The following is a 23,790-nucleotide window of genomic DNA, read 5'->3' as shown; positions in this document are numbered from 1 at the left end:
GATAAGTCATCATAGGCCAAAATAAAGAGAACGTGTCCGTTGCGACAGCAGAACGCTGTCCCAATGATAGTCAATATTGTCGTTTCTGAAGGGGTCACGATGCATAAGCGAACCCCATCTCCGAGTAAAATAGGTGTGTTCTCGGGTTGCGGTCTCCCGTTTCTCGGGAGTATCGTCATAGCCGCGCGACATGCCCTCAAAATGGAAAAGCTCTGCCCTAGGCGTCCAGACGATTCGATAACCCAGATCGCCAAGTCGCATGCAGAGGTCAATGTCGTTATAAGCAACGCTCAGACACTCATCCAAGCCGCCAGCCTCGATATACAGAGAGCGCCGCAAAGCCAAACAAGCTCCTGTGACCATCATCACAGATCGGGTCAGTGCTAACGCCCCGCCAGGGCCGGGTTCCGCTCGCTCGGCAAAACGAAATTGATGCACGGGGCCGATCCCAGGCTGGAAGACCATGCCTGCGTGCTGCACCTGGCCATTTTCATAGATTAGTTTTGCCCCAACAGCGCCAACGTCGGGCCGTAGTGCATGCACCACCAATTCGTCCATCCAATTTGAGTCAATGGTCGCAGTGTCATTGTTCAGGAGTACGAGGATTTCGCCCTTCGCATCCAGCGCCGCAAAATTGTTAAGCTTTGCGTAGTTGAATGGACCTGGGGATTTGAGAATGCGAACGCGCGCGTGCGTGGATAGTCTTGCAAACAGTGTCGCGGTTTCCTCTTCACGGCTATCGTTATCGATGATGATAACTTCGAACAATGGATAGCGCGTGTTGTCCAGAATTGATTGCACGCAGCGCTCAAGAAGGCCTGCTCGATCGCGAGTGGGTATGATGACCGAAACCAGAGGACATTGCGATGGTAGGTCACGTACAACCCAGGTCTGTTCGGAATCCAGGGGTGCCGCTATAACGCTTGCCTTTAGATCCTGACTGGCCAGATATTGCCGCAGAATAGCGCGCGCACCTTCTGCATCGAATTGCACGGTTACCGATGTGTTCTTTGCCCGATGACACAGCACACGCGGCAAGTGATGAATGTGTTTGGGCTCGGCAGTGAAACCAAGATGAAGAGATAGTGCATAAAGCGCGAGGGACGGGTCGGTCGAATGTACCTGAATCCGCCCAACGCTCTCTAGCAGCTTAACTTGGTAGGCTACAAGAAGCCCGAACGAATTGGACGCAAGGGCGAGGTCTGGGTCCCACCCTGTCTTGAAAACTGGAGAGCTTCTTTTTCCGTCTTGCGCGATACAGTCCTCGTCGGTATAGATGATGCTGGCATGACTGTCTGCGTTGATCGCTTTTGCAAACTCATATAGGGCATTCGGCCTTAGAATCGCATCAACGGGGACCGGCAGGAGAAACTCTCCTTCGGCGAGATTGGCCGCTATGCTGACAAGATGCAAAAGATCTGGAGCCTCTTGGTCAACGACAATAATCTGACGTAGGCGATTGTTTGTTGAAATAGATACATCTTTCCCGGTCGGCAGAAGTAATTCCCAATGGGGATACATCTGCCCCTCCAGCGATGCAATGAGATCATGCGCTGCGGCCAAGGATTGACCTTGCCCCGGTAGGACTAAGATCGAAAACAAGGGCAACCGCGACAGGCGCCGTATGTCTTCGCGGATGAATGTCCGCTCCGATTCGCTGAGCGAGTCGTGGCCGAGTACCCAAGCGTCGTAATCTCCGTAGTTGTCGTAGCGTCCCATTGAACTGCTCCCAGTATTGGTCCGGACCGCAGTTAGAGTCCGAGGTTAAAAACTGCAGACTTACGTCGCGCACCTAGGTCGACCGTTCGGAAGTGAGGTGACCAAATGAACTGTGCAGTCGTTCGGTGTTCCAGTCGAGTTGCCATAATTCGATCACCTCCCGATGTGGCGCATAAAGACAAACAAGTGTTCGCTCGGGCTTCTTCCCGCAGACGCTCCTGAAGCTTTCGATTTAGGCCTTTTCCACCGGTTTGGCTGGCCTGGTGAACGACAGCCTTACATTCGTCTCGTAAGCCTTTGCATCTAGCACCTTGCCCGCGAACTCCGAACCATTGTCGACTGTAATCGAGGCCGTCCGTCCAGGCATTTCGGCCAATCTCTGTCACACCCGCATTATCGGAAGTCTGGGCTACGAACCGCCGACTTCAATTGCTAGGCATTCTCGCGTATCGCGTCGATCCCGCTTAGAGAGCGAAAGCGCCGTCTGCGCCTAATCAATTTTTTGAAGCGAGGATCTACGTCGTGTTTGACGTATCTAAGCCGTCGCTCGGTTCACGGATGTCGGATATGTGGACACCGACAATCGTACGAATCGGAGAGGCATGCCCGTTTGTTTCACTCAGGCCTGTACGGCGACCTGTCCATGGTGGACCACGGCGCTGCCGTTCACCGCCTACGGTCGAGACAGGGCTTGCCGCCCTCAACGGCCGCGGGATGCCGCAGCGCGGCCCACAAAGCGCGCCTGAGCTCATGCCGCCGGCGCGCGCCCGTAGATGTCTTCGAATCGGACGATATCGTCTTCGCCGAGGTACTCGCCGCACTGGACCTCAATCAGGACCAGATTCATCACCCCCGGATTGATCAGGCGATGCTTGTGGCCAGCAGGGATATACGTCGACTCGTTGGGCTGCAGCGAAATAACCTGCTCGCCGTTGACGATGTCCGCGCAACCGCTCACGACGATCCAGTGCTCGCTACGGTGATGGTGCATCTGCAGCGACAACGATGCGCCCGGCTTCACAACGATGCGCTTCATCTTGAACCGGTCGCCTTCCTCGAGCACGGTATACGTGCCCCACGGACGATGCACAGTGCGGTGCAGGCGGTAAGCATCATGATTCGCACTCTTGAGCTTTGCGACAATCTGCTTCACATCCTGCGCGCGGTCGCGGGCGGCAATCAGCAATGCATCAGCCGTATCCACCACGATCACGTCGTGAACGCCAACCATCCCGATCAGCCGGCCATCACTGCGCACAAAACAGTTATCAACGTCGTGCAACTCGGCCTCGCCATGAATCCTGTTGCCGCGTGTATCGGGCTTCGTCAGCTCGCTGATCGATTGCCACGAGCCGATGTCGCTCCAGCCCATTTCGCAAGGCACCACGTTCACGTTATCTGAGCGCTCCATGACCGCATAGTCGATGGAGATGTTCTCCGATTTGCTGAACTGTGCGTTGTCGAGTTCGATCGCGTAGCCGTCGCTAGACGTGCTTCGTTTCGCTTCGTTCACCGCATTGAGCGACGGTTCGGCAACGCCTGGCACATGATGTGCCAACTCGGCCAGCATCGTCTCGGCGGTGAAGCAGAACATGCCGGCGTTCCAAAGGTGACGGCCGTCCGCCACCAGTGCCTTGGCAACTTCCAGTTCCGGCTTTTCGACGAAGCGTACGACCTTATGGACAGCCTGCGCGCCGGGCAGCGGCTGTGCTTCGAATTCAATGTAACCGTAGCCGGTTTCAGGACCCGTCGGGCGAATCCCGAACGTAACGAGCCGACCTTCCTGTGCGGAACCCACGGCGTGCTGCACGGCCTCGCCGAAGGCGGTTTCATCTTCGATCAATTGATCGGCGGGCATCACCAGCATGACGGCATCAGGGCCGTGCTGTTGACGAACGACCTCTGCAGCCACCGCGATTGCCGCAGCGGTATTACGAGCTGTGGGTTCCAGAATGAACCCTAGCTGCGAAACGCCAGTTTCGACCTCGACGCATTCGTCCTTCGTGAGGAAATAAGTCTCGCGATTCGTAACGATCACGACTTCACCTGCATTCGCTACGCGCGATGCTCGCAGAAATGTCTTCTGCAGCAGGCTTTGCCCGTCCGCCAGTTTCAGCAACGGCTTCGGAAAGGCTTCGCGGGACACTGGCCACAGTCGTGTCCCCGCGCCTCCACAAATGATGACGGGAATGATCTTCATGGAATTGCTCGAAAATGTTGTACTAGGATGGCATGCAGTCGGCGATTTTAGCGGAATTTTGAGCCTCGGTCGCTGGTATCGCCTTAGGCACGTATACTGCTACAGTCGTTCGGGACGGCAGATAATCTGGCGCTCGGTTGTCCGTAGGAGTATCGGTGCATGCTGAGATAGCAATCGGCATTGTAACGCCAGGCAAGACGCGATCGGCGTTCCCCGCAAATCGGAATGTGAGCGGCAGCCCTGCGTGGTGTTCCGAAGGCAATAGCGCGGAGGGAAATTCTACGCAAATTCAGGGGTGAGCAGGACTCCTGCAAATCGCGGTAACAACGCATGATGCGAATCCGGATGAGATGCGACGCGTCTCGGTTCAACCCGCGCTGAGCTTGGCCGGTCAGGACTTCCTGCAGAATATCCTCACTCGCGAAGCCACAAGGGCCGTGCCTCTGCGCCCATTGCCGCGCTTAGGTGGAGGAAGATGATGATGGTATAGTGTCGTACCATGGGCTGGAGAATGGATGCTGCTCGTCATAAAACCTGGTAGTCGCAAGTGTGTGGAAGAAACCAGGAAAGCGCATCGCATCTGAGTAGCTTCCCGCTTGTAACGCTCTCATCGCTAAGTTCGGAGAATCTGCGAGCGTGCGTGGCGGCGGCCGAAGCCACATCGATTCTCATACGACGGGGTAGCTGAGCTGGCTTGAGACTGCAAGCAAACGTCTCGGCTCAGTTTCGCACGCAGCCTCGATCGTTCTGAAGCGGCCGTTTTCCGATTTCGTCCATGACAGCTTGAGTCGATGGGTATCGGAAGTTAGCGGCAAAGTATTGATACATCACTCAACCGGATAGCAAATGACCGTTGCGATCATCACTGGCATCACTGGCCAAGACGGCGCTTATTTGGCGCAACTCCTCCTCGAAAAGGGCTACGAAGTTTATGGCACGTATCGCCGTACCAGCTCCGTGAATTTCTGGCGGATCGAGGAAGTCGGGGTATCGGACCATCCGAACCTGCATCTCGTTGAACATGATCTGACTGATCTCGGCTCTAGCATCCGTTTACTTCAGACAACCAAAGCAACAGAAATTTACAATTTGGCGGCTCAGAGTTTTGTCGGTGTGTCGTTCGATCAACCTGCTACGACCGCTGCGATAACCGGCGTCGGCGCCTTGAATCTTCTTGAAGCGATTCGTATCGTCAATCTTGAGATTCGCTTCTATCAAGCAAGCACCTCTGAAATGTTCGGGAAGGTGCAGGCAGTTCCTCAAATTGAAAGCACGCCTTTCTATCCGCGTAGTCCATACGGTGTTGCGAAACTCTACGCGCACTGGATGACTGTCAATTACCGCGAGAGCTATAACATTTTTGGCTGTAGCGGCATTCTGTTCAATCACGAGTCGCCGTTGCGCGGTCGGGAATTCGTGACGCGCAAGATCACCGACAGTCTTGCGAAGGTTCGTCTGGGCAAACTTGATGTGCTCGAACTGGGCAATCTCGATGCGAAGAGAGATTGGGGCTTCGCAAAAGAATATGTGGAAGGCATGTGGCGTATGCTCCAGGCCGATAAGCCCGATACCTATGTGCTGGCAACCAACCGTACTGAAACCGTCCGCGACTTTGTCACGATGGCGGGTCGCGCCGCTGGCTTCGACATTGCTTGGCAGGGGCAAGACGACAAGGAAGCCGGTATTGACTCCAAGTCCGGTAAAACCATCGTCCGCATCAATCCCAAGTTCCACCGGCCGGCAGAAGTCGATCTGCTAATTGGCGATCCGGCCAAGGCGCGTAAGGAACTTGGCTGGGAGCCGAAGACGACTCTCGAACAGTTGTGCCAGATGATGGTCGAGGCGGACATCCGCCGTAACGAGGCTGGCACCTCGTTCTGATATATGGCAAAGGTTTTTATCACCGGCGCTGACGGCTTCACGGGCCGCTATCTCGCGAAAGAACTGATCCGCGATGGCTACGAAGTATGCGGATTGGCTCGCAAGGCCGATTCGAACGTTTCGTGGCGCTTGCGCGTCTGTGACCTGCTCGATCGCGAGGCGTTGACAGAAACCTTGGCCATCGAGAAGCCGGACGCGGTCGTTCACCTCGCTGCAATCGCTTTCGTGGGGCATGGCGATGTCAGCGAGGTTTATCAGACCAACGTCGTGGGTACTCGAAACCTGCTCGAAGCATTGACAAAGTCTGGTTGCAAGCCTCAGTCGGTGCTGCTCGCCAGTAGCGCCAATGTGTACGGCAACACCGACCGCGAGGTAATCGACGAGTCGGTTAAACCTGAACCTGCAAACGACTACGCAATCAGCAAACTCGCTATGGAGTTTGTTGCCCGTTTGTGGGAAGGAAAGCTCCCAATTACCATCGCACGGCCGTTTAACTATACGGGCGTGGGTCAAAGCAGTAATTTCCTGCTGCCGAAAATCGTCTCCCACTTTCGTGATAAAGCTCCGGTTCTCGAACTGGGCAATCTTCACGTTATTCGCGACTTCTCTGATGTGCGAACAGTGGTGTCGGCATATAGCCGATTGTTGACGGGGAAATTCGCGGGTCGCACGTTCAACGTCTGTTCGGGAGTTGGGTATTCGCTGCTCGATATTATCGCCATCATGCGCGGTCTTACGGTACACCATCCAGAAATACGCGTTAACTTCGATTATGTCCGTGCGAACGAGGTCCACAAGCTCATTGGCAGCAACAACGAGCTTCGCACTGCGATCGGGGCGCTTCAGCCCATTCCCCTTCGTGAGACGTTACGTTGGATGTTGGAGCATCCGACGGAAACGTAGTCGCTTAAGCTTCGTACGTAATCCGAGAATCGTTCACTGACGACGTTTCTACTATTTCAGGAGCGTGGACGAAATGTCAATTCGATCCTTCGGCTATGCAGCGGAGCTCTTGTGCGTCAGCGACCATCGTCAGGAATTGTCTGATCCCCGTGCTCGATCTCTTTATGCGTCGAGAGGCATGCTATGCTCAAAAACCCACAGCGAGTACCTTGCTCAACCGATTGGCGTAGAGCGTGATGCTTCACGAAAATCTGACAAGTAAATTTCTTTGGCCGTAAGATAAAAGCATAGGCTTGTGTCGGAACAGATCTAAATATATGGCTCGATTCATCACCCGATTGAGGGGGCTGCGCCGAAAGCTGGCGCCACCGGCCTCACGTCGTGAGCGCTGGGCGCGAAAGCTCTATCTGCCGCTTGTGCAGTTTGCACAGGGCGGCTCGCAGTCAGTTGAAGTGCCGCCGCCTGTTGCGGAACTCGTGTGGCTCGGCGGCACGGTGATGGACGTGCCCGCTGGGGACACTCGTCCCGTGCCGATTCGCCGTCTCGCCGTTCTCAAGCTTGACCATATCGGCGACTTCATTCTGGGCATGCGGGCCATGCGTATGTTGCGTGAGGGTTTCCCCGACGCGCATATCACACTGGTCTGCGCAAGTTGGGCCGAGGACTGGGCGCGACAATCGGGTTTGGTCGATAGCGTTGTGCTGTTCGATTTTTTTCCGGCACTCACGCGTGAATGGGATCGTTCGCCAGAGCGCATCAGACAACTGCAGGATGCCGTTGCCGCCTCGCTGCCGGATAGCTATGACCTTGCCGTCGATCTGCGGTACGGTGAAGACACGACGCCAGTCCTGTATCGGATCCGAACAAGGTATCGTGCCGGATTTCCTGCGCCGATCGAGCCGGGTCTCCCGCACCTCGACCTGATTGTCCCGTACTCCCAGGCAATCGGGACCGGTGAGCTTAAAGCGCGCTCGCTTCAGGCCGAATTGCGTCTCCAGATGTTGGCCGCAACGGTCGTCGCAGCCTTCGGCGCGCCGCATCCACACCCAATTCGGGCTTGCCTCACGGATACTTCGCCGCCACTGGGATCTGCGAGGCAGTTCGCGTTGCTTTCCATAGGTGCCGGCACTGCAATCCGAAACTGGCCCGTCGAACGATATGCGGAGGTGGGTCGCGCGCTCATTGAACGCCATGATTTCGATATCGTCATATTGGGCGGGAGGGCCGAGCAACAGAATGCCCAACGTCTCTCGGCATTGTTGCCCGAGGGGCGGGTGCGACTGGTAATTGGCCGCTCTCTCGGGGAGCTCCCGCAATTCGTTGCCGGCGCGTCGCTCTGCGTCAGCAACGACACCGGGATGTCCCACCTTTCCGCCGCGCTTGATGTACCGACGGTTGTTGTTTTGTCCGGCCAGGACCGCATGGAGGTCTGGCGACCGGCTGGCGTCAACGCAGTGGCGATCGGCGGCTGGACACCGTGCCAGCCGTGCGGTCTGGCGGAACCCGGCGAATGCCGTTGGGGGGTGCCTTGCCTGAACGCCGTCACGCCCGCTCACGTGCTGGAAGCGAGCGAGCGCTTGCTGAGTCGCGCGCGCAATCGGGTGGCAGAGGCGGCTGAGAGTCGGGGCGCAGTGGCGGCTATGAAACGCACTGTAGAGGCTTCGACCGCGTCTGTTCGCCAATCGGCGCACGAGGCCGCAGAGGCTGAACGGTCGGCCGCCATACAACAGGAAATGCAACAGTCGGCGCGCGGATTGACTCAAACAGTTCGGCGAACTGATACCGCGCTAGCCGAACAGGGTCAACGCACTGACGAAGCACGGCGCGCAGCGGCACAAGCTGAAGAAAGGCTGGCGCAATTGCTCAATAGTTCGCCCGGGCGAGTGACCGCTCCGCTACGCGCATCGCATCGGCCAGCGTCGCTTGGTCCATGGGCGGCGTTGCGGCGGCTAGCGTCGTTCGGTCCCCAGGCGGTCTTGCGCCGGCTCAAGGGCAAAGAGTTCGCACGCCGTGTCTTTCTCACGACCGCACGGGCCTTTTTGTGGCTGCCGGGTAGTCAGCGCGGTGTGCGTCTCGTCTATTCTATTACGCCCCGGCCGGCAGAATGGCTGTCGCTTCGTTATCAGGCGTACGAGCAAGGTGCGGCGGAGCGCCGGGCAGGGGCGACCTCTCGTTCCGCTGCTACGGCGCGGGTCGAAAAGCCACTCGATTTATCTCAACCGCGCCTTGACGACGCGCTTTCGCAGTTCGTTACTGTTCTGAGTGAAGAGGAACTTCGCTTGTGCCGTCAGTTCATCGTAGGGCGTTCAGCTCACGATGCGACGGATTGATTTGGCAAGTGGCAATGCCATACGAACCCAGTTCATCGAATTTTCTAGGCTGACAGCATGCGTCTTGTCATCGATTTACAGGCTGCCCAAGGGGACAGTAGCGTACGTGGCATTGGACGTTATTCGCGCGAACTTGCTCTGGCGATGGCCCGTGACGCGCGTAGGCACGAGGTAATCATCGCGCTCAGTGGCGCGTTCCTCGATACTGCGGAAGAGCTATCCGACAAATTTGCGGAGATCCTGCCGCGCGAGAGCATCTGCGTATGGTACGCGCCACGCGATACCGCAGCGCTGTTTCATGATTCTGCGCGACGCCCGTTTGCCGAAACCCTAAGAGCACAATTTCTTGCTTCGCTGAAACCCGATCTGGTGCACGTAGCCAGCCTTTTTGACGGAGCAAGCGACGACGTCATCAGTGCTTCGGCGGGACAACTCATGCCACTGCCGTTAGTAGCGACCTGTTACGATTTGATCCCGTTGCTACATCATTCCGATGTCTTTGGCTTGTCCAAAACCCCCTCACCGCATACGCGCTTGTACTACCGTGCGGTTCAGCAAATGTCTCTCTGCGAAGGCTTGCTGGCCATTTCCGAATCGAGTCGCAAAGAAGCAATAGATCACCTGTCGTATCCGCCTGATCGGATTTTCAATATTCGCGCGGGCATTGGGCCCGAGTTCCATCCGGCAACATTGTCGAGCGAGGGGCGGGCTGCATTGCTGCAGAAATACAGTCTGCAGGACGGATTCGTCATGTTTCTTTCTGCGGATAGCCCTAACAAGAACGAAGCGGGACTTCTCGCGGCTTATGCGCGCTTGCCTGCCGAGTTGCAGGCCCGTCATCAGCTCCTCGTAGCGGGCAGACGGGAGCGGGAAAAACTCTATCAGGCAGCCCGTCGGGTTGGCGTACCGGAAGACCGGCTAGTTTTTGTGCCGTTTGTCGCCGAGGAGGATCTGCGCGCGCTGTATTCGATTTGCGGCCTGTTCGTGTGTCCTTCACGTCATGAAGGATTCGGCTTACCGCTCGCTGAGGCGATGGCCTGCGGCGCGCCCGCTATTGCCAGTAACGTAACGAGTTTGCCGGAAGTGATCGGCCGTGAGGATGCGACGTTCGACCCGGAGGATCCGGAGGCTATTGCGTCCTGCATGCGCAAAGTCCTCGAGAACCCAGCGTTTCGCGATGAGTTGGCGGCGTACGGCCCCGTTCAGGCAAGTCGTTTTACGTGGCAAGCCTCGGCATCGCGTGCATGGGACGCTCTTGAAACAATTCATAGGCAGCGGACTGAGCAGGGTAAAACACGTATTCACGGTCTGCTGCCGAAGCGTTTGCGCCTGGCGTATGTATCACCACTCCCACCACAAACCAGTGGCATCGCCGATTACAGCGCCGACTTGCTGACCGCACTGGCGCGCCATTACGACATCACGCTCGTTAGCGAAACGGAGACCACAGATGTACGTCTTTGGGCGTTCTCACGATTGAGCCCAAAGGAATTTCTACTTAAGGCTGGCCAGTTTGATCGCGTGTTGTACCAGATCGGCAACTCGAGTTTTCATCGGTTCCAGATGGAAGATCTGCTGCCGCGGGTTCCAGGGATGGTCGTGCTGCACGATGCGTTTCTGTCCGACTATCTGAACTGGTTGCCGCGCCCAAACGAGCAACGTGATGGCTTTCGGGCCGCGCTGCTCCAATCGCACGGCTATCCCGCATTGCGTTTCGAGGCCGAGCGTGGTCGGGAAGCGACGCTGCAACATTACCCTTGCTCGCTATCGGTGCTCGAAAGTGCTGTGGGCGTGATTCAACACTCCCTTCATGGAGTGGCGGTGCTGTCGGAACATTTCGGTACTGAGAGTATGAGCAATGTCTCCGTGATTCCGCTGTTGCGGGCCGATCGCCCGCGACCTGACAGGAAGACGGCGAGAGCGACGCTTGGCCTCACGGATGATGAGTTCGTGGTGTGCAGCTTTGGGTACGTTACGCGACTTAAATGTCCAGAACTGCTTGCCGACGCCTGGCGACAGTCAGGCCTCGCCGGTCGCCTCGTTTTTGCCGGTGATGTCTCGGAAGAAGTTCAGCAGGAGACGATAAGTGACGAACGTGCTGGGATCGTCTTCACCGGCCGGTTGTCTCGAGACCTTTACGATGCCTGGCTCGCGGCGGCTGATGTGGCGGTCCAATGGCGGACGGGTTCGCGCGGGGAGAGCTCAGCAGCAGTGGCCGATGTGCTGCTTGCAGGCCTGCCGCTGATCGTTAATTGTCATGGCTCAGCAGCGGAATTGCCGAAGGATGTTGTCCTTGGTCTACCAGACGACGCCGACTCGTCGGACCTTGCAGTGACGCTGGCCGCGCTCATGCGCGACCCCGCCCGGCGGTCGGAGCTCGGCGCCGCCGGCCGCGCTTACGCGAAACGGGAGCTTGCGCCGCAGGCAATCGCGCAAGCTTATTTCGATGCGATCGAAAAAGCGTATGCGGCACCCAGCGCGGCAGTTATTGCAAGAAGCATGCAGTCCGAAATGGAGGCCGTGGCAAGTTTGCCGGATGGATTGGGTATGGCGGCGCGTGCCATCGCTCGAAGCTTTCCGTCGCCATGGCGGGGCGGCGGATACCCGCGTTTGCTGATCGACGTATCGGATCTGGCACGTGTTGACCTCGGTACCGGTATCCAGCGGGTCGTGCGCGAGATTGTCCGGCGGGCACTCGAAACACCACCGCAGGGCAGGCAGGGCGAGGCCGTGCGCGCAGTTGGCGGACGGTTCCGCCACACCTATGCTGCGCCACTCGCCATTCTTGGGCATGAACCGCTGAACCTTCCGGAAAGGCCGCTCGACGTCCGGCCGGGAGATGTCCTGCTGTGTGCCGATGTTAACCCCAACATGACTCCGGCGGAGTTCGATGAGCTGCGACGGTTGCGACTGGATGGCCTGCGAGTAGTGGTGCTTGTTTATGACCTATTGCCGTTGCGCTACCCCGAACTGTTTCCAGCCGATGTCGCAAAACTGGTCGCCGAATGGTATGGCCGGATGCTCAGCATAGCCGACGCCGCCGTTTGTATTTCGCAGGTTGTGGCCGACGATGTGAGTACGTGGCTAAGCGAGGAACCTGGTCGCCGGGACAGACCGCTGCCAATCGGCGCTGTTCATCTTGGCGCGGATTTCCCAGGGCGAAGCCTGGATGATGGCATTTCATCAGAGACGCTCGTTGCTATCGAGAGTGCACAAAAGCGGCCCACCGTCATCATGGTCGGTACGGTCGAGCCGCGCAAAGGTCACTCGCAAGCTCTTGCAGCGTTCGAGCGTCTATGGGCAGATGGCGACGATATCGGCCTGATCATTGTCGGCAATCAGGGTTGGAATATGGAGGCATTTGCCCGCCAGCTTCAGCGCTCGCCCGAATTGGGCAAGCGTCTGCATTGGCTGCGCGGGTGCGGCGACGCCGGGTTGCGAGCGCTTTATGGTGCAAGCTCGGGTCTCGTGATGGCGTCCCGGCACGAGGGGTTTGGCCTGCCGATCGCCGAGGCGCTACATGCAGGTGTTCCGGTGCTTGCCCGCGATCTACCCGTGTTTCGGGAAATGGTTGGCGACCGGATACGCTATTTCTCGGGCGACGATCCACAGGATCTCGCGGTCGCGATTCGCAACTGGGTGACAGACGGTTTTGTCCCGCGCGCCGACTTTCCGGCATCGCTTACGTGGGACAGCAGTTACCGCCAGTTGTGCGATGTGATCTTCGGCAATCGATGGTACAAGACGTGGCTCCCAGAAGGGCAGCAGCCTGCAGCATCGGCTGATACGTAACTCTCCCCACGACGCGCCACACTCGAGAGAGGCGGCGCCTCAATTTCGTCTCCTCTGCTAACCGTTCATCGCGCCGCGAGTACGGTTTGCTCAATCAGCCAGGAGGTTACCTTGGCACGCGTTGTCCGACGGCTCGATACGTTGCGCCGTTTTTTCGCCGAGCAGCGAAAGCGTCAAGGATTGAGGCATGCGATCAGCGCCTCCTGGAGCCAGTTCCTCGGCCCCTATGTTCAGTCGCGAATGCTATGGCTCAAGCGCAAGATAATACGCATCGCGCCATTGAGAAAACTGCGTCCGAGCAAGTCGCGCCTTGCCACCGCGCTAGCAGCGCAGGGGCTACGCCCGGGGGCGCTGTTCATCGGCTACGCTGAAGGCGCACTAGGCCTGGGCCAGGCATTCAGGGCAAACCTGGACGGGGCCGAGGCGGCTGGCTTCCCGTTTGCTGTCTATCCGTTTCAGAAAGGCATCGAGACGCGGTTGATCGCGCCGTACATGCAGCATCGCTATGACAAGGACCATTCCTACAAGGTCAACGTAATTCAGGTGGCTCCGGACTTCGTGCCCGAGGTGTTCAAGACGCTCCGCCGGGAATTGACGGCACAGTCCTACAACATCCTCTGCACGTATTGGGAACTCGCCAAGGCGCCGAAGGAATGGCGGGAACACCTGGCCAACATCGACGAGATCTGGGCGCCCAACCAGTTCATCGCCGATGCATTCGCACATATTTTCGCCGGCCCGATCGTCATCATGCCTCCGGCCATGGAGGACACGGGCGGAGAGCACCCCGGGCGAGCGTACTTCGGACTGGAGGAAGGACGCTTTTACTTCATGTTTAGCTTCGATTACTACTCCTCGCCTTTCCGAAAAAACCCGCTCGGTGTGCTTGAGGCTTTCCAGCGCGCTTTCCCACGCGGCGACGAAAACGTTGGCCTGGTGATCAAGTCGACGGGGGCGCCCGATCACTATCCCGACATGAAGGCCGTGATCGCAGACGCGATGGCCCGTGATCCCCGCATTGCGAGCTTCGATCGAAACATGCCCCGCGAGGAAGTGCTCGGCTTGATACGTGCTTCAGACTCCTACGTATCGTTACACCGGGCCGAAGGTTTTGGCCTTGGAATGGCCGAGGCGATGACCTTTGGGCGCATTGTTATCGGGACCGGTTACTCAGGCAGCGCCGACTTCCTGACAGATGAAACGGGCTATCCGGTTCCCTACAACCTGCGTCCGCTGGAGGCGCACGAATATCCCTGGTCTCGTGGCCAGTACTGGGCTGAACCCGATCAGGATGCCGCTGTAGAAATCATGCGAAAAGCAGTATCAAATCCGGTGGAAGGCAAACAACGCGGAGAGAGAGCCCGCGAGTATGTGTTGCACAGGTACAACCCCGCTGCCGTGGGGGAGGCGATGCGTAAGCGGCTTGATGTCCTGTTTGGAACAGGTGAGGCCGGTGAGATGCCTGGAGAGCACGGTACCCGTTGAGTCGCAGCCAGGAAGACCAAGCCGCAGGGTGGGCCACATCCGGCCTTGGGGCGGCAAGAAATCCTTCACGACCTTACACGTGTAAGTCCATTTATTTTGCAGTCTGCAGCCTGAATTGAGGCAAAATAACTGGGGCTTGATAGTGGCTTCGTGCGCAGTAACAAAAGGAAAATCGGGTTGCCGAACTGCACAACATTGCGCACACTCGGGGGTTGTTGCGGCCACACAACGAAGTGTCGTCCATAAGACACGCAGTTCTCACTTACATGAATGCTACAAGCGCGCCGCGTCCAGAAACTGAAGGGCTGTCCGTCTCCGTTGTCGTCTATCGGCCGGAGCTGGCCCAATTAACGAGTACGCTCGCGAGCCTTGGCGCCGCCTGTGAAGCGCTGCGGGTCGTACGTCCCGGTCTGCCGGTTGCACTGTATATCGTCGACAACGGTGGCTTGCCGGACGTCCAGCGCGAGCTCGACGCACTGAAAACACGTCGCATCGAGACGTCCATTCTCAGCGGTCATGGCAATGTCGGCTACGGTCGCGGCCACAATCTGGCTATCGAGCGTACAGCTAGCCGTTATCACCTCGTGCTCAACCCGGACATCGATCTGGACCGTGACGCACTGCTGCGCGCAGTCGACTTCTTCGAAGCCAACCCCGAGGTCGGTCTTTTGACGCCATGGATCGGCGACGAACAGGGCCGTCAGCAGTTTCTGTGTCGCCGCTATCCGACCTTGCTCGACCTCTTCGTACGGGGCTTTCTGCCGGGCAGCGTCCGCCGTCTGTTCACGCGCCGTCTTGCCCGTTATGAAATGCGCGATGTGATCAACGAACGCGACATCGTCTGGGACCCACCCATCGTGAGTGGCTGTTTCATGTTGTTCCGCACTGGCGTGCTCAAGCAACTGGCGGGTTTCGACGCTCGCTATTTCCTGTACTTCGAGGATTACGACCTGAGCCTGCGTGCGCATGACGTAGCTCGCGTCGTCTACGCACCGGCTGTGCGTGTACTGCACCACGGCGGCGGCGCCGCGCGCAAAGGTTCGGCCCATATCAAGATGTTTATGGCGTCGGCGTACAAGTTCTTTAGCCGCTTCGGCTGGAAGTGGCTATGAGCCAGATCCTCGTAACCGGCGCAAATGGTTTTGTCGGGCGGGCGCTGTGCCGTGCGCTCGTTGACGGCGGACACGCAGTCACAGGCCTTGTGCGGCAGGCAGGCAGTTGTCCTGATGGCGTGCACGAGTGGGTGAGCGCCGGGAAGGATTTCGAGGACGTGAAGACCGATTGGCCGCAAGGCCTGCGACCCGAGAGCGTAGTGCATCTGGCAGCGCGCGTGCACGTCCTCAATGACGATGCCGTGGACCCCGATGCGGCCTTCCACGCTACCAACGTTGACGGTACTTTGCGGATCGCCGAGGCGGCCTTGCACAACGGTGCCCGGCGCTTTGTTTTCGTCAGCAGCATCAAGGCCTTAGCCGAGGGCGATTTGGGGCGACCGCTGCGCGAAGACGATCTGCCCGCTCCGCAAGACGCCTATGGCCGTTCGAAGTACGCCGCCGAACAGGCTCTGCTGCGCTTCGGCGAGGAAACCGGGCTCGACATCGTGATTGTGCGGCCGCCGCTGGTCTATGGCCCGGACGTGCGTGCCAACTTCCTGCGCCTGATGGATGCCGTCTGGAAGCGTATGCCGCTGCCCCTTGGCTCAGTTCGCGCAAGGCGCAGCCTGGTGTATGTCGACAACCTCGCGGACGCGCTGGCGCGTTGTGCGACCGATCCGCGTGCTGCGCGTCAATGCTTCCACGTCGCGGATGGTGACGACCCGACGGTCGCTGGACTGGCGCGCTCGTTGGGCAAGCATTTGGAGAGGCCCGCGCGGCTCGTGCCGGTGCCGACGAGCTGGCTGCGATTGGCAGGACGGCTGACGCACCGCTCGCCGCAGATCGAGCGCCTCGTGGGGAGTCTTCAGGTCGATTCAGGCCGGATCCGCTCCGTTCTGGGTTGGCAACCTCCGTATTCCACCGAAGACGGCCTGGCTGCGACGGCCCGTTGGTATCGATCGACGCGTTGAGGTCGTCCATGCTCATGCAAGTTTTTGGAAATTCACTTTGGACAGATGTCGGCGTGGTCGCAGCGGCAGCCGCGGTCGTTTGTGCGGCGATCCTCCTCGCGTTGTTGAAGACCGGTCTGGCATGGCGTCTCGCCACTGACATCCCGAACGACCGTTCGCTGCATGTTCGCCCCACGCCACGAGTGGGTGGCTGGGGGCTGGTGCCGGTATCGGTGGTAGCAACGCTGCTCATGGCGCCGAGCCTGTGGAGCGCCGCCGTGGCGGCGGCATTCCTGGCGGCGGTTTCGCAGATCGACGACCGCCGTGGACTACCCGCCCGGGTCAGATTTGCCGCGCATCTGATCGCGGTGGTGGGATTCGTCGTGCTCAATCCTGCGCCGGTGCCGTGGTGGGTGCTCGCCGTCCTGTCGTTTTTGATGCTCTGGCTGGTCAATCTTTACAATTTTATGGATGGCGCGGACGGTTTGGCCGGTGGCATGGCGCTATTCGGCTTCGGCGGTTACGCCGTGGCCGCGCTCATCGGCGGCCATGCGCTGCCCGAACTGGCAATGGCGTGCGCCGCGGTCGCCGGCGCGGCGCTGGGCTTTCTGTTGTTCAATTTCCACCCGGCGCGAATTTTTCTCGGCGATGCAGGCTCGATCTCGCTGGGCTTTCTGGCCGGCGCGTTAGGGTATTGGGGCTGGCTGGGCGGTGCCTGGCCTATCTGGCTCCCTTTCATGGTGTTTGCGCCGTTCATCACCGACGCCTCGATCACGCTCGCCCGCCGCCTTTTGCGTGGTGAAAAGTTTTGGCAAGCGCACCGGGAGCACTACTATCAACGCATGGTGCGCTCGGGCGTGGGTCACGCTGGAACCGCTAGCTTGTGGTATGCGGTGATGGCCACAGGCATAATGATTGCTTTAAGCATACTTGGCCGTTCTGCGGCTGTTCAATGGTGCGCGGTCGCGGCATGGATCGTCGTTCTGTGCCTGATGGGCGCGGCGGTCGATTTGCGCTGGCGTCGTTTTCAATCAACACTGTCTGAACAATCAACTGAGGTATAACGCTGATGCTAAGAAACAAGGCCTCGCTGCTATCTCTCAGCGCATTTCTATTCGACCTGTGTGCGGTCTGCGCGGCGTGGCTCGTCGCGTACGTCATCCGTTTCAACGGTTCCGTCCCGGTGGATTTCCGGGCGGGCGCATTGCATTCGCTGGTCTGGGTGCTCCCCGTCTACGGCGTGATGTTCCGGATTTTTGGCCTATACCGGGGCATGTGGGTGTTCGCGAGCCTGCCGGACCTAATCCGGATTGCGAAGTCGGTCGCAACCGGCGCAGTAGTCGCGATGGTCGTGTCGGTGATGGTTCAGCCGATTCCGATCGTTCCGCGCTCCGTGCTGGTGGTTTCGCCGCTGTTTCTTTTCCTTGCAATGGGCGGCTCGCGCGCGCTCTATCGGGCGACCAAAGAGTTTTATCTTTACGGTGGCCTGGTTGCGCAGGGTAAGCCCGTCGTGGTTCTGGGCGCAGGTTCCGCAGGCGCGAGCCTCGCTCGTGAACTCTCGCGCTCGAGCGAGTGGCGGCTCGTGGGGCTGCTCGACGACGATGTGTCCAAGCATGGCCGAGAGATTTACGGCTACAAGGTGTTAGGCCCGATTAGCGAATTGCCGCAGCTCGCCGAATCGCTCAAGACCGAATACGCGATCATCGCCATCCCTTCAGCTTCAGTCGAAGCGCAGCGTCGCGTCGCAACGCTCTGCGTGCGTGCAGGCGTGCGCGCAATGGTGTTGCCGGCGTTGACCACGCTGACGCAAGGGCAGGCGTTCCTGTCGCGCGTGCGCCAGATCGACCTTGAAGACTTGCTGGGCCGCGATCCGGTGAAGATCGATACGCCGCACGTGGAGGCGCTGCTCCGCAATCGCGTGGTGATGGTGACCGGAGCGGGCGGTTCGATCGGCTCGGAACTGTGCCGTCAGATTCTTCGCTTCGAGCCGGCTCAACTCATCGCCTACGATTTGTCCGAGTTTGCGATGTACAAGCTCACGGAAGAGTTGCACGACCGCTTCCCTGGCTTGTCCGTGGTGCCGGTGATCGGTGATGCGAAAGATTCGCTGCTGCTCGATCACGTGCTGTCGCGGTACACGCCGCATATCGTCTTTCACGCCGCGGCCTACAAGCATGTGCCGCTGATGGAAGAGCAGAACGCATGGCAGGCAGTGCGCAACAATGTGCTCGGTACCTACCGTGTGGCGCGTGCGGCGATCCGTCATGACGTCAGGCACTTCGTGTTGATCTCGACCGACAAGGCGGTCAACCCGACCAACGTCATGGGCGCGAGCAAACGGCTCGCGGAGATGGCGTGCCAGGCCTTGCAGCAAACAAGTTCGCGGACGCAGTTCGAGACGGTGCGTTTTGGCAATGTGCTCGGCAGCGCCGGCAGCGTGATTCCGAAGTTCCAGCAGCAAATCGCGAAGGGTGGTCCGGTCACCGTGACTCACCCTGAGATTACGCGTTTCTTCATGACTATTCCCGAGGCTTCGCAACTTGTGTTGCAGGCGTCAAGCATGGGACGCGGCGGCGAGATTTTTATTCTCGACATGGGCGAGCCGGTGAAGATCGTGGATCTTGCCCGCGACCTGATTCGGTTATACGGCTTCAGTGAGGAGCACATCCGCATCGTCTTTACGGGTCTGCGGCCGGGCGAGAAGCTGTACGAAGAATTGCTGGCGGACGACGAAACGACCACGCGTACCCCGCATACCAAGTTGCGGATCGCGCAGGCGCGCGGGGTGCCCGACAACCTGCTGGACGAACTGCTGCCGTGGCTGATGCAGCACCGCGTGCCGGCAGACGACGAAGTGCGCCGCGATCTGCGGCGCTGGGTGCCTGAGTATCAGCCAAGCCTCGCGCCGCCGCTGCAAGGTGTTCCGGCGGTGACGGATGTTCGCGCCGCGCTGTGAGGGATTGAATTACCTCGACCGCAGGCACTTCGTTGAGAGACAAAAAAAGGCGCCCAGTGCGCCTTTTTTGTTATTTCCTACCCTTCCGGACCACCAGCCACCGCGGCGACTTGAACCGCACAATGCTTACGTACAACCACACATAAGTTGCTGCGAAGACCATCACAAAGCAGAACAGGTGTAGCGTGTGCCGCCAGAACAACGTGGCCGGAACCACAGCCACCAGACACAGCAGCCACAGGTAGGGCGAGGTCAGCGAATTGCGCCGCGTCAATTCGCGCGCAGTCCGTACCCCAACGGCCCAGCGCATCAACCGCTTGTACACCAGCATGTGGAGATGCACGCCGTCCGGAATTCCCGGTGACATCCCGCGAATAAACTTCTTCCGGTAGATCGAGAAGCAGGTCTCGAAGATCGGGTACATGAACAGCAGAACCGGGTACCACGCCGAGACGTCGCGGTTGCGCATCACCAGCATGATCGAGAGTTCGGCGAGCATGAAGCCGATGAAATACGCCCCCCCGTCCCCGAGAAAGATCAGACCGGCCGGGAAATTCCAGATAAAAAAGCCCATCACCGCGCCCATCATGATGAGCGACGCGGACAGGACGACCGGGTCCGATACCTCGAACGCCACATACGCGAGCGATGCGAACATCATGAACGCGACCATCGACGCCAGTCCGTTGAAGCCGTCGATGATATTCACCGCGTTCGCAAGTGCCGCAACGGCGAGCACCGTCACCCCACACGAAATGACTGCGTAGGAGAGCAGAAAATCGAGCGGCGGCACGCTGATTCGCGTAACGGCAATATTCAGCAGGAAGTAGGCGAGGGCCGCTGCGGCCATCGTACAAACGAGCCGCACGAGCGGGGAAACCTTCTTGGTCAGGTCTTCGACGAGCCCCGACCCGAACGCCGGCAGACCGCACGCCACGAGACCCAGAATGCCTCCGGAGACGGCGGGGTAGGAGTAGTGCAACTGCAAGGCCGATACCACCAGTCCGATCAGAATGCCCGTTCCGCCGATCCGCGGCACTGGGCTGGCGTGAAATTTCTGCACGCCGGAGAGGTCGGTATCGGTGGAGAATTTTTCATGCAAATGCGCGTAGCGCACGATCAACAGGGTGACCAGCAGTGAGACGAGAAACCCGAGCGCGAAACTAAGCATGAAAGTGAGCCTGAGCGAAGACGCCGAATTATACAAACGAAATGTGCGGGCCTCGAAAAAGCGCGCGGGGACGGACTACAGTTCAGTCAGTGACCACGGCCAGTGGTCTCATCAGGCCCAGTCGACGGCGCCCGTAGGGCTACCGCGTCGCCACTGAAAAGAATTGGCCGTTCAGTCATACTTTCGGCTTGTTCGTCTGACAGAGTGCGCCCTATGTTTGGGAAGTTTCACGTTGCTTTCATTCTGCTTTTTGTAGCGTGCGTTGCCATGGCCGATGGTTATTCGCATCCCGTGGTAATGACCGGTGTCACCCAAATGGCCGATACGGCCGAGTTGCATTTCGACCCCGCCCCTGCGCATAGCGGCACGCTGGTCGTTCTTGGTGATCACTCGAAAACACCGCGACAGAGCTATCCCTTTGTCTACAACGTGCCGGCACCGCAACACACAGAGGTTGATCCGCCGGTCAACCTCGATTTCACCAATAAGCAAAAACTGACCCTCTTGTGTGATCCACGCTCTGATAACTGCATGGCGACCGGCTATCTGACCATGGGGGAGACGACGTTCTCCATTCTGTGGAAAGTCACCCAGCGGTAACGACAGCCTCCGTCAGTCCCACATACTGACTCCGTCTCTCCCGGCAAACCCCTGTCTGTCATGGATTCCCCCTATCTAGCACGGGGTCCGCTCGTCCGTTAACCCAGAGGCGGCGAAGTGTAAGGGAGCCTAGGTCATGCGCCGCAGGACCAGGACGATACGGAGAAACAATGCTAAATAACATCACTATTCGGGGCGGATTGACGCTGGTCATCGGCGTGTTTGTCGCGTTCTTGCTGACTGTGATTGGAGTCGGTTACGGCGCGCTCAAGCTCGCGAGCAATGGTCTGCAGGATGTGCAGCGCAATTCGGCTGCGCTGACGCACCTGAACGAAAGCTCTGCGAAACTGCTCCAGGCGCGCCTCGCGCTGGGCACTTACGAGACCTTGTTTAGCGTCGGTAAGAGCACGGACGATCTGTTGCCGGCTGCGCACAAGGTGCTGGTCGAATCGAACAACGACTTCCATGCCTATGCAGACGGTCCCTTCGGCAGCGCAGACGAGGAGCGGCTCGCCCACACCGTGGCGACGGCACGCGCCGCCCTGGTCGATCAGGCAATCGAACCGGAATTCAAGGCGCTCGCGGACAACGACTTCAATACCTTCCGCAACATCCAGGGCGAAACGGCCAACGGCTTCTACGCCACTTATTCGAAAGCGATTGATTCGCTCGAACAGCTGGAAGCCGATAACCAGCGACTTCAGGCCGAAACGGCTGCTTCGCGTTTTCGCATCTCGACGCTGTTGTTCGCAGCGATCGGTCTGGTTTCGATCGTGATTGGCGTGATGGCGCGCGTCGGTCTTTCGGCCGCCGTGATCAAGCCCGTTAACCAGACCATTCGGCATTTCCAGCGCATTGCTGCCGGCGATCTGACGATTGCCGTGAAGGTGAGGTCGCGCAATGAGATGGGCCAGTTGCTCGCTGCCCTGACGCAGATGCGCGATGGCCTGGTCGACACCGTATCGAAGGTGCGCGGCAGCACGGGCGCGATTACTCAGGGGGCCAAAGAAATCGCTTCAGGTAACGCTGATCTGTCGAGCCGGACCGAGCAGCAGGCGGCCGCGCTCGAGGAGACGGCGGCCAGCATGGAGGAGTTGTCGGCGACGGTGAAGCAAAACGCCGACAACGCGCAGCAGGCTAATCGGCTTGCTCACGGCGCTCTGGAGACGGTGACGCGCGGCGGCACCGTAGTGGGCCGTGTGACGGAGACGATGGACGGCATCACCACCTCATCGCGCAAGGTGGCTGAGATTATCGGCATGATCGAAGGTATCGCTTTCCAGACTAACATTCTCGCGCTGAACGCGGCGGTCGAGGCCGCGCGAGCGGGCGAACAGGGGCGGGGGTTTGCGGTGGTGGCGTCCGAGGTGCGTAGCCTCGCACAGCGCTCAGGCACGGCAGCGAAGGAGATCAAGGAGCTGATCGGCGAGTCGGCTGCGAAGGTCGAACAGGGCGCGTCGCTGGTAGCCGAAGCGGGCAAGACGATGCGTGAAGCGATGCAGTCGGTGGAGCGCGTGACCGGCATCATGGGTGAGATCGAAGCGGCAGCGCTCGAACAGAGCGAGGGTATCGCGCAGGTTAACAAGGCGATTACCCAGATCGACGAGGTCACGCAACACAACGCGGCACTGGTCGAAGAGGCCGCTGCGGCAGCGAAGTCGCTGGAAGAACAGGCGGCTGTGTTGAGAGAGGCGGTGGCGGTGTTCAGGCTTGAAGATGACACGTCGGCAGCGCCAAGCGCGGGCTTTGCTGCGATGCCGTCTGGCGTGAGCGAGAGTTATTCGGGACAACTGCACGGCAGTGCTGCTCTCCAGACTGCCTAAGTGCAAATTTGCCACGCTTTGGATCGACGTTTCGCAATCGATGTTTCGACTGAGGACCGAACTCATGGTATTTTGAATTGACACATGACCGACCGTCTGTGCGGATAGAATCACGCTGCCTTGGTCCTCTCTTCAGCACTTATGTCCAATTCCTTCTTCCGTTTGCAACTCACGGTCCCCTCCGGCGCTATCTGGCGGGGAACCGTGAAGCAAAGCGCAGCGGCCGCGGGGATCACCCTGCTTGCAGCATGCACGACCGTCTCGACCGTGGGCTCACGGCAGGACGGCCACCTGAGCCTGACGAGTCGCGCGCGCAACTCTTTCACCTCGTGGTCCCATGTCAAAAGCGCTGGATTGAAGCATGCGGCTGCCTACTGCAATGCGCGAAACGCCCAGCTTCACGTAGTCACTGTCCATACCGATAGCGTATGGGGTGTGACGGATGAGATGGTCGAAGTCGTGTTCGACTGTTTCTGAGCGTCAAAACCTTAGCTGCTATAAAGCCGTAAATTCCATTTGCTCGCAAGCGCCGCTACCTGCCGAAGTCGTCGCGGGTGGGAGAATTGAGTACAATGGCCGCTGCTTTGCCGGGCTGTTCTACGGCAAATCGGTAAAACATGCGAATCGGCGGCTGCGGTTCGGCAGATGCGAAAGGCAGCATAGGTTCCGGCCACAGCGCTCCAGGTGTTAAGCAGTTCGAACACTTGAGTGCCCTCTGCTTTATTCCCCGTGCTTCCGCCTGTCGTCGCATCGTCAGCATTACCGAAAATTGCTTTGAAGTTGCGGTGATGCCGTCCAGCCTCATACTGGGTTGGCACGGGAAATGAGTTTGGAGATTCGGATGTCAGCGTAGGATTGTCGCCATCGCGATAAGCCGCGTGGGCGG

General features: G+C 58.9%; 15 protein-coding genes. 12 read left to right on the top strand and 3 right to left on the bottom strand.

Features of this window, described 5'->3' with window-relative positions; translation table 11 throughout:
* Positions 1–9: 9 nt before the first annotated feature.
* On the bottom strand, positions 10–1,719 hold the full coding sequence (locus P3T20_RS06500; protein ID WP_429286445.1) for a glycosyltransferase family 2 protein: 1,710 nt from the start codon (positions 1,717–1,719) through the stop codon (positions 10–12).
* Positions 1,720–2,467: 748 nt separating this feature from the next.
* Positions 2,468–3,919 (bottom strand): mannose-1-phosphate guanylyltransferase/mannose-6-phosphate isomerase, encoded by a 1,452-nt coding sequence (locus P3T20_RS06495; protein ID WP_429286444.1) that lies wholly within the window; start codon positions 3,917–3,919, stop codon positions 2,468–2,470.
* Between the two features lie 846 nt (positions 3,920–4,765).
* On the opposite strand from P3T20_RS06495, the gene gmd reads away from it, so the two are divergent.
* The 9 genes from gmd to P3T20_RS06450 all read left to right on the top strand — a co-directional run bounded on the left by gmd (position 4,766) and on the right by P3T20_RS06450 (position 19,310).
* Entirely contained in the window at positions 4,766–5,800 is a 1,035-nt protein-coding gene (gene gmd, locus P3T20_RS06490) for a GDP-mannose 4,6-dehydratase (RefSeq protein ID WP_429286443.1), read from the top strand.
* Positions 5,801–5,803: 3 nt separating this feature from the next.
* Entirely contained in the window at positions 5,804–6,703 is a 900-nt protein-coding gene (locus tag P3T20_RS06485; protein ID WP_429286442.1) for an NAD-dependent epimerase/dehydratase family protein, read from the top strand.
* 317 nt (positions 6,704–7,020) lie between these two features.
* Positions 7,021–9,033, top strand: coding sequence for a glycosyltransferase family 9 protein (locus P3T20_RS06480; protein WP_429286441.1), 2,013 nt, complete (start codon positions 7,021–7,023; stop codon positions 9,031–9,033).
* Between the two features lie 57 nt (positions 9,034–9,090).
* Complete coding sequence (locus P3T20_RS06475) at positions 9,091–12,825, top strand: glycosyltransferase (RefSeq protein WP_429286440.1); 3,735 nt, start codon at positions 9,091–9,093, stop codon at positions 12,823–12,825.
* A gap of 111 nt (positions 12,826–12,936) precedes the next feature.
* A complete protein-coding gene (locus P3T20_RS06470; RefSeq protein ID WP_429286439.1) occupies positions 12,937–14,310 on the top strand; it encodes a glycosyltransferase in 1,374 nt (457 codons plus the stop codon).
* A 266-nt stretch (positions 14,311–14,576) separates the two neighbouring features.
* On the top strand, positions 14,577–15,422 hold the full coding sequence (locus tag P3T20_RS06465) for a glycosyltransferase family 2 protein (protein WP_429286438.1): 846 nt from the start codon (positions 14,577–14,579) through the stop codon (positions 15,420–15,422).
* The gene (locus P3T20_RS06460) at positions 15,419–16,375 is read left to right on the top strand and encodes a UDP-glucose 4-epimerase family protein (protein ID WP_429286437.1); all 957 of its coding nucleotides are present in this window, start codon (positions 15,419–15,421) and stop codon (positions 16,373–16,375) included. Before P3T20_RS06465 ends, P3T20_RS06460 begins: the two co-directional genes overlap by 4 nt.
* Before the next feature lie 8 nt (positions 16,376–16,383).
* Positions 16,384–17,418: an MraY family glycosyltransferase gene (locus P3T20_RS06455; protein ID WP_429286436.1), complete on the top strand. Its 1,035-nt coding sequence runs from the start codon at positions 16,384–16,386 to the stop codon at positions 17,416–17,418.
* A 5-nt stretch (positions 17,419–17,423) separates the two neighbouring features.
* Entirely contained in the window at positions 17,424–19,310 is a 1,887-nt protein-coding gene (locus tag P3T20_RS06450; RefSeq protein ID WP_429286435.1) for a polysaccharide biosynthesis protein, read from the top strand.
* Between the two features lie 70 nt (positions 19,311–19,380).
* Here the strand turns inward: P3T20_RS06450 and P3T20_RS06445 are convergent, their stop codons facing one another.
* Positions 19,381–20,481, bottom strand: a complete 1,101-nt coding sequence (locus P3T20_RS06445; protein WP_429286434.1) for an MraY family glycosyltransferase — start codon at positions 20,479–20,481, stop codon at positions 19,381–19,383.
* 213 nt (positions 20,482–20,694) lie between these two features.
* Between P3T20_RS06445 and P3T20_RS06440 the strand changes: the two genes are divergently transcribed.
* The 3 genes from P3T20_RS06440 (at position 20,695) to P3T20_RS06430 (ending at position 23,381) form a co-directional block, all read left to right on the top strand.
* Positions 20,695–21,081 (top strand): hypothetical protein, encoded by a 387-nt coding sequence (locus tag P3T20_RS06440; RefSeq protein ID WP_074265658.1) that lies wholly within the window; start codon positions 20,695–20,697, stop codon positions 21,079–21,081.
* A 170-nt stretch (positions 21,082–21,251) separates the two neighbouring features.
* Positions 21,252–22,904: a methyl-accepting chemotaxis protein gene (locus P3T20_RS06435; protein WP_429286433.1), complete on the top strand. Its 1,653-nt coding sequence runs from the start codon at positions 21,252–21,254 to the stop codon at positions 22,902–22,904.
* 204 nt (positions 22,905–23,108) lie between these two features.
* Positions 23,109–23,381, top strand: a complete 273-nt coding sequence (locus tag P3T20_RS06430) for a hypothetical protein (RefSeq protein WP_429286432.1) — start codon at positions 23,109–23,111, stop codon at positions 23,379–23,381.
* Positions 23,382–23,790: the final 409 nt, after the last annotated feature.

Source organism: Paraburkholderia sp. GAS206C (assembly GCF_050435645.1).
GTDB lineage: Bacteria > Pseudomonadota > Gammaproteobacteria > Burkholderiales > Burkholderiaceae > Paraburkholderia > Paraburkholderia phenazinium_B.
The sequence above is the reverse complement of the archived record's forward strand: the minus strand, read 5'-3'. Positions and strand labels throughout refer to the sequence as shown.

Bases quoted from the DNA above. Each gene is read 5' to 3' on its own strand.
- P3T20_RS06500 (WP_429286445.1), bottom strand. From the start codon at position 1,719: ATGGGACGCTACGACAACTACGGAGATTACGACGCTTGGGTACTCGGC.
- P3T20_RS06495 (WP_429286444.1), bottom strand. From the start codon at position 3,919: ATGAAGATCATTCCCGTCATCATTTGTGGAGGCGCGGGGACACGACTG.
- gmd (WP_429286443.1), top strand. From the start codon at position 4,766: ATGACCGTTGCGATCATCACTGGCATCACTGGCCAAGACGGCGCTTAT.
- P3T20_RS06485 (WP_429286442.1), top strand. From the start codon at position 5,804: ATGGCAAAGGTTTTTATCACCGGCGCTGACGGCTTCACGGGCCGCTAT.
- P3T20_RS06480 (WP_429286441.1), top strand. From the start codon at position 7,021: ATGGCTCGATTCATCACCCGATTGAGGGGGCTGCGCCGAAAGCTGGCG.
- P3T20_RS06475 (WP_429286440.1), top strand. From the start codon at position 9,091: ATGCGTCTTGTCATCGATTTACAGGCTGCCCAAGGGGACAGTAGCGTA.
- P3T20_RS06465 (WP_429286438.1), top strand. From the start codon at position 14,577: ATGAATGCTACAAGCGCGCCGCGTCCAGAAACTGAAGGGCTGTCCGTC.
- P3T20_RS06460 (WP_429286437.1), top strand. From the start codon at position 15,419: ATGAGCCAGATCCTCGTAACCGGCGCAAATGGTTTTGTCGGGCGGGCG.
- P3T20_RS06455 (WP_429286436.1), top strand. From the start codon at position 16,384: ATGCTCATGCAAGTTTTTGGAAATTCACTTTGGACAGATGTCGGCGTG.
- P3T20_RS06450 (WP_429286435.1), top strand. From the start codon at position 17,424: ATGCTAAGAAACAAGGCCTCGCTGCTATCTCTCAGCGCATTTCTATTC.
- P3T20_RS06445 (WP_429286434.1), bottom strand. From the start codon at position 20,481: ATGCTTAGTTTCGCGCTCGGGTTTCTCGTCTCACTGCTGGTCACCCTG.
- P3T20_RS06440 (WP_074265658.1), top strand. From the start codon at position 20,695: ATGTTTGGGAAGTTTCACGTTGCTTTCATTCTGCTTTTTGTAGCGTGC.
- P3T20_RS06435 (WP_429286433.1), top strand. From the start codon at position 21,252: ATGCTAAATAACATCACTATTCGGGGCGGATTGACGCTGGTCATCGGC.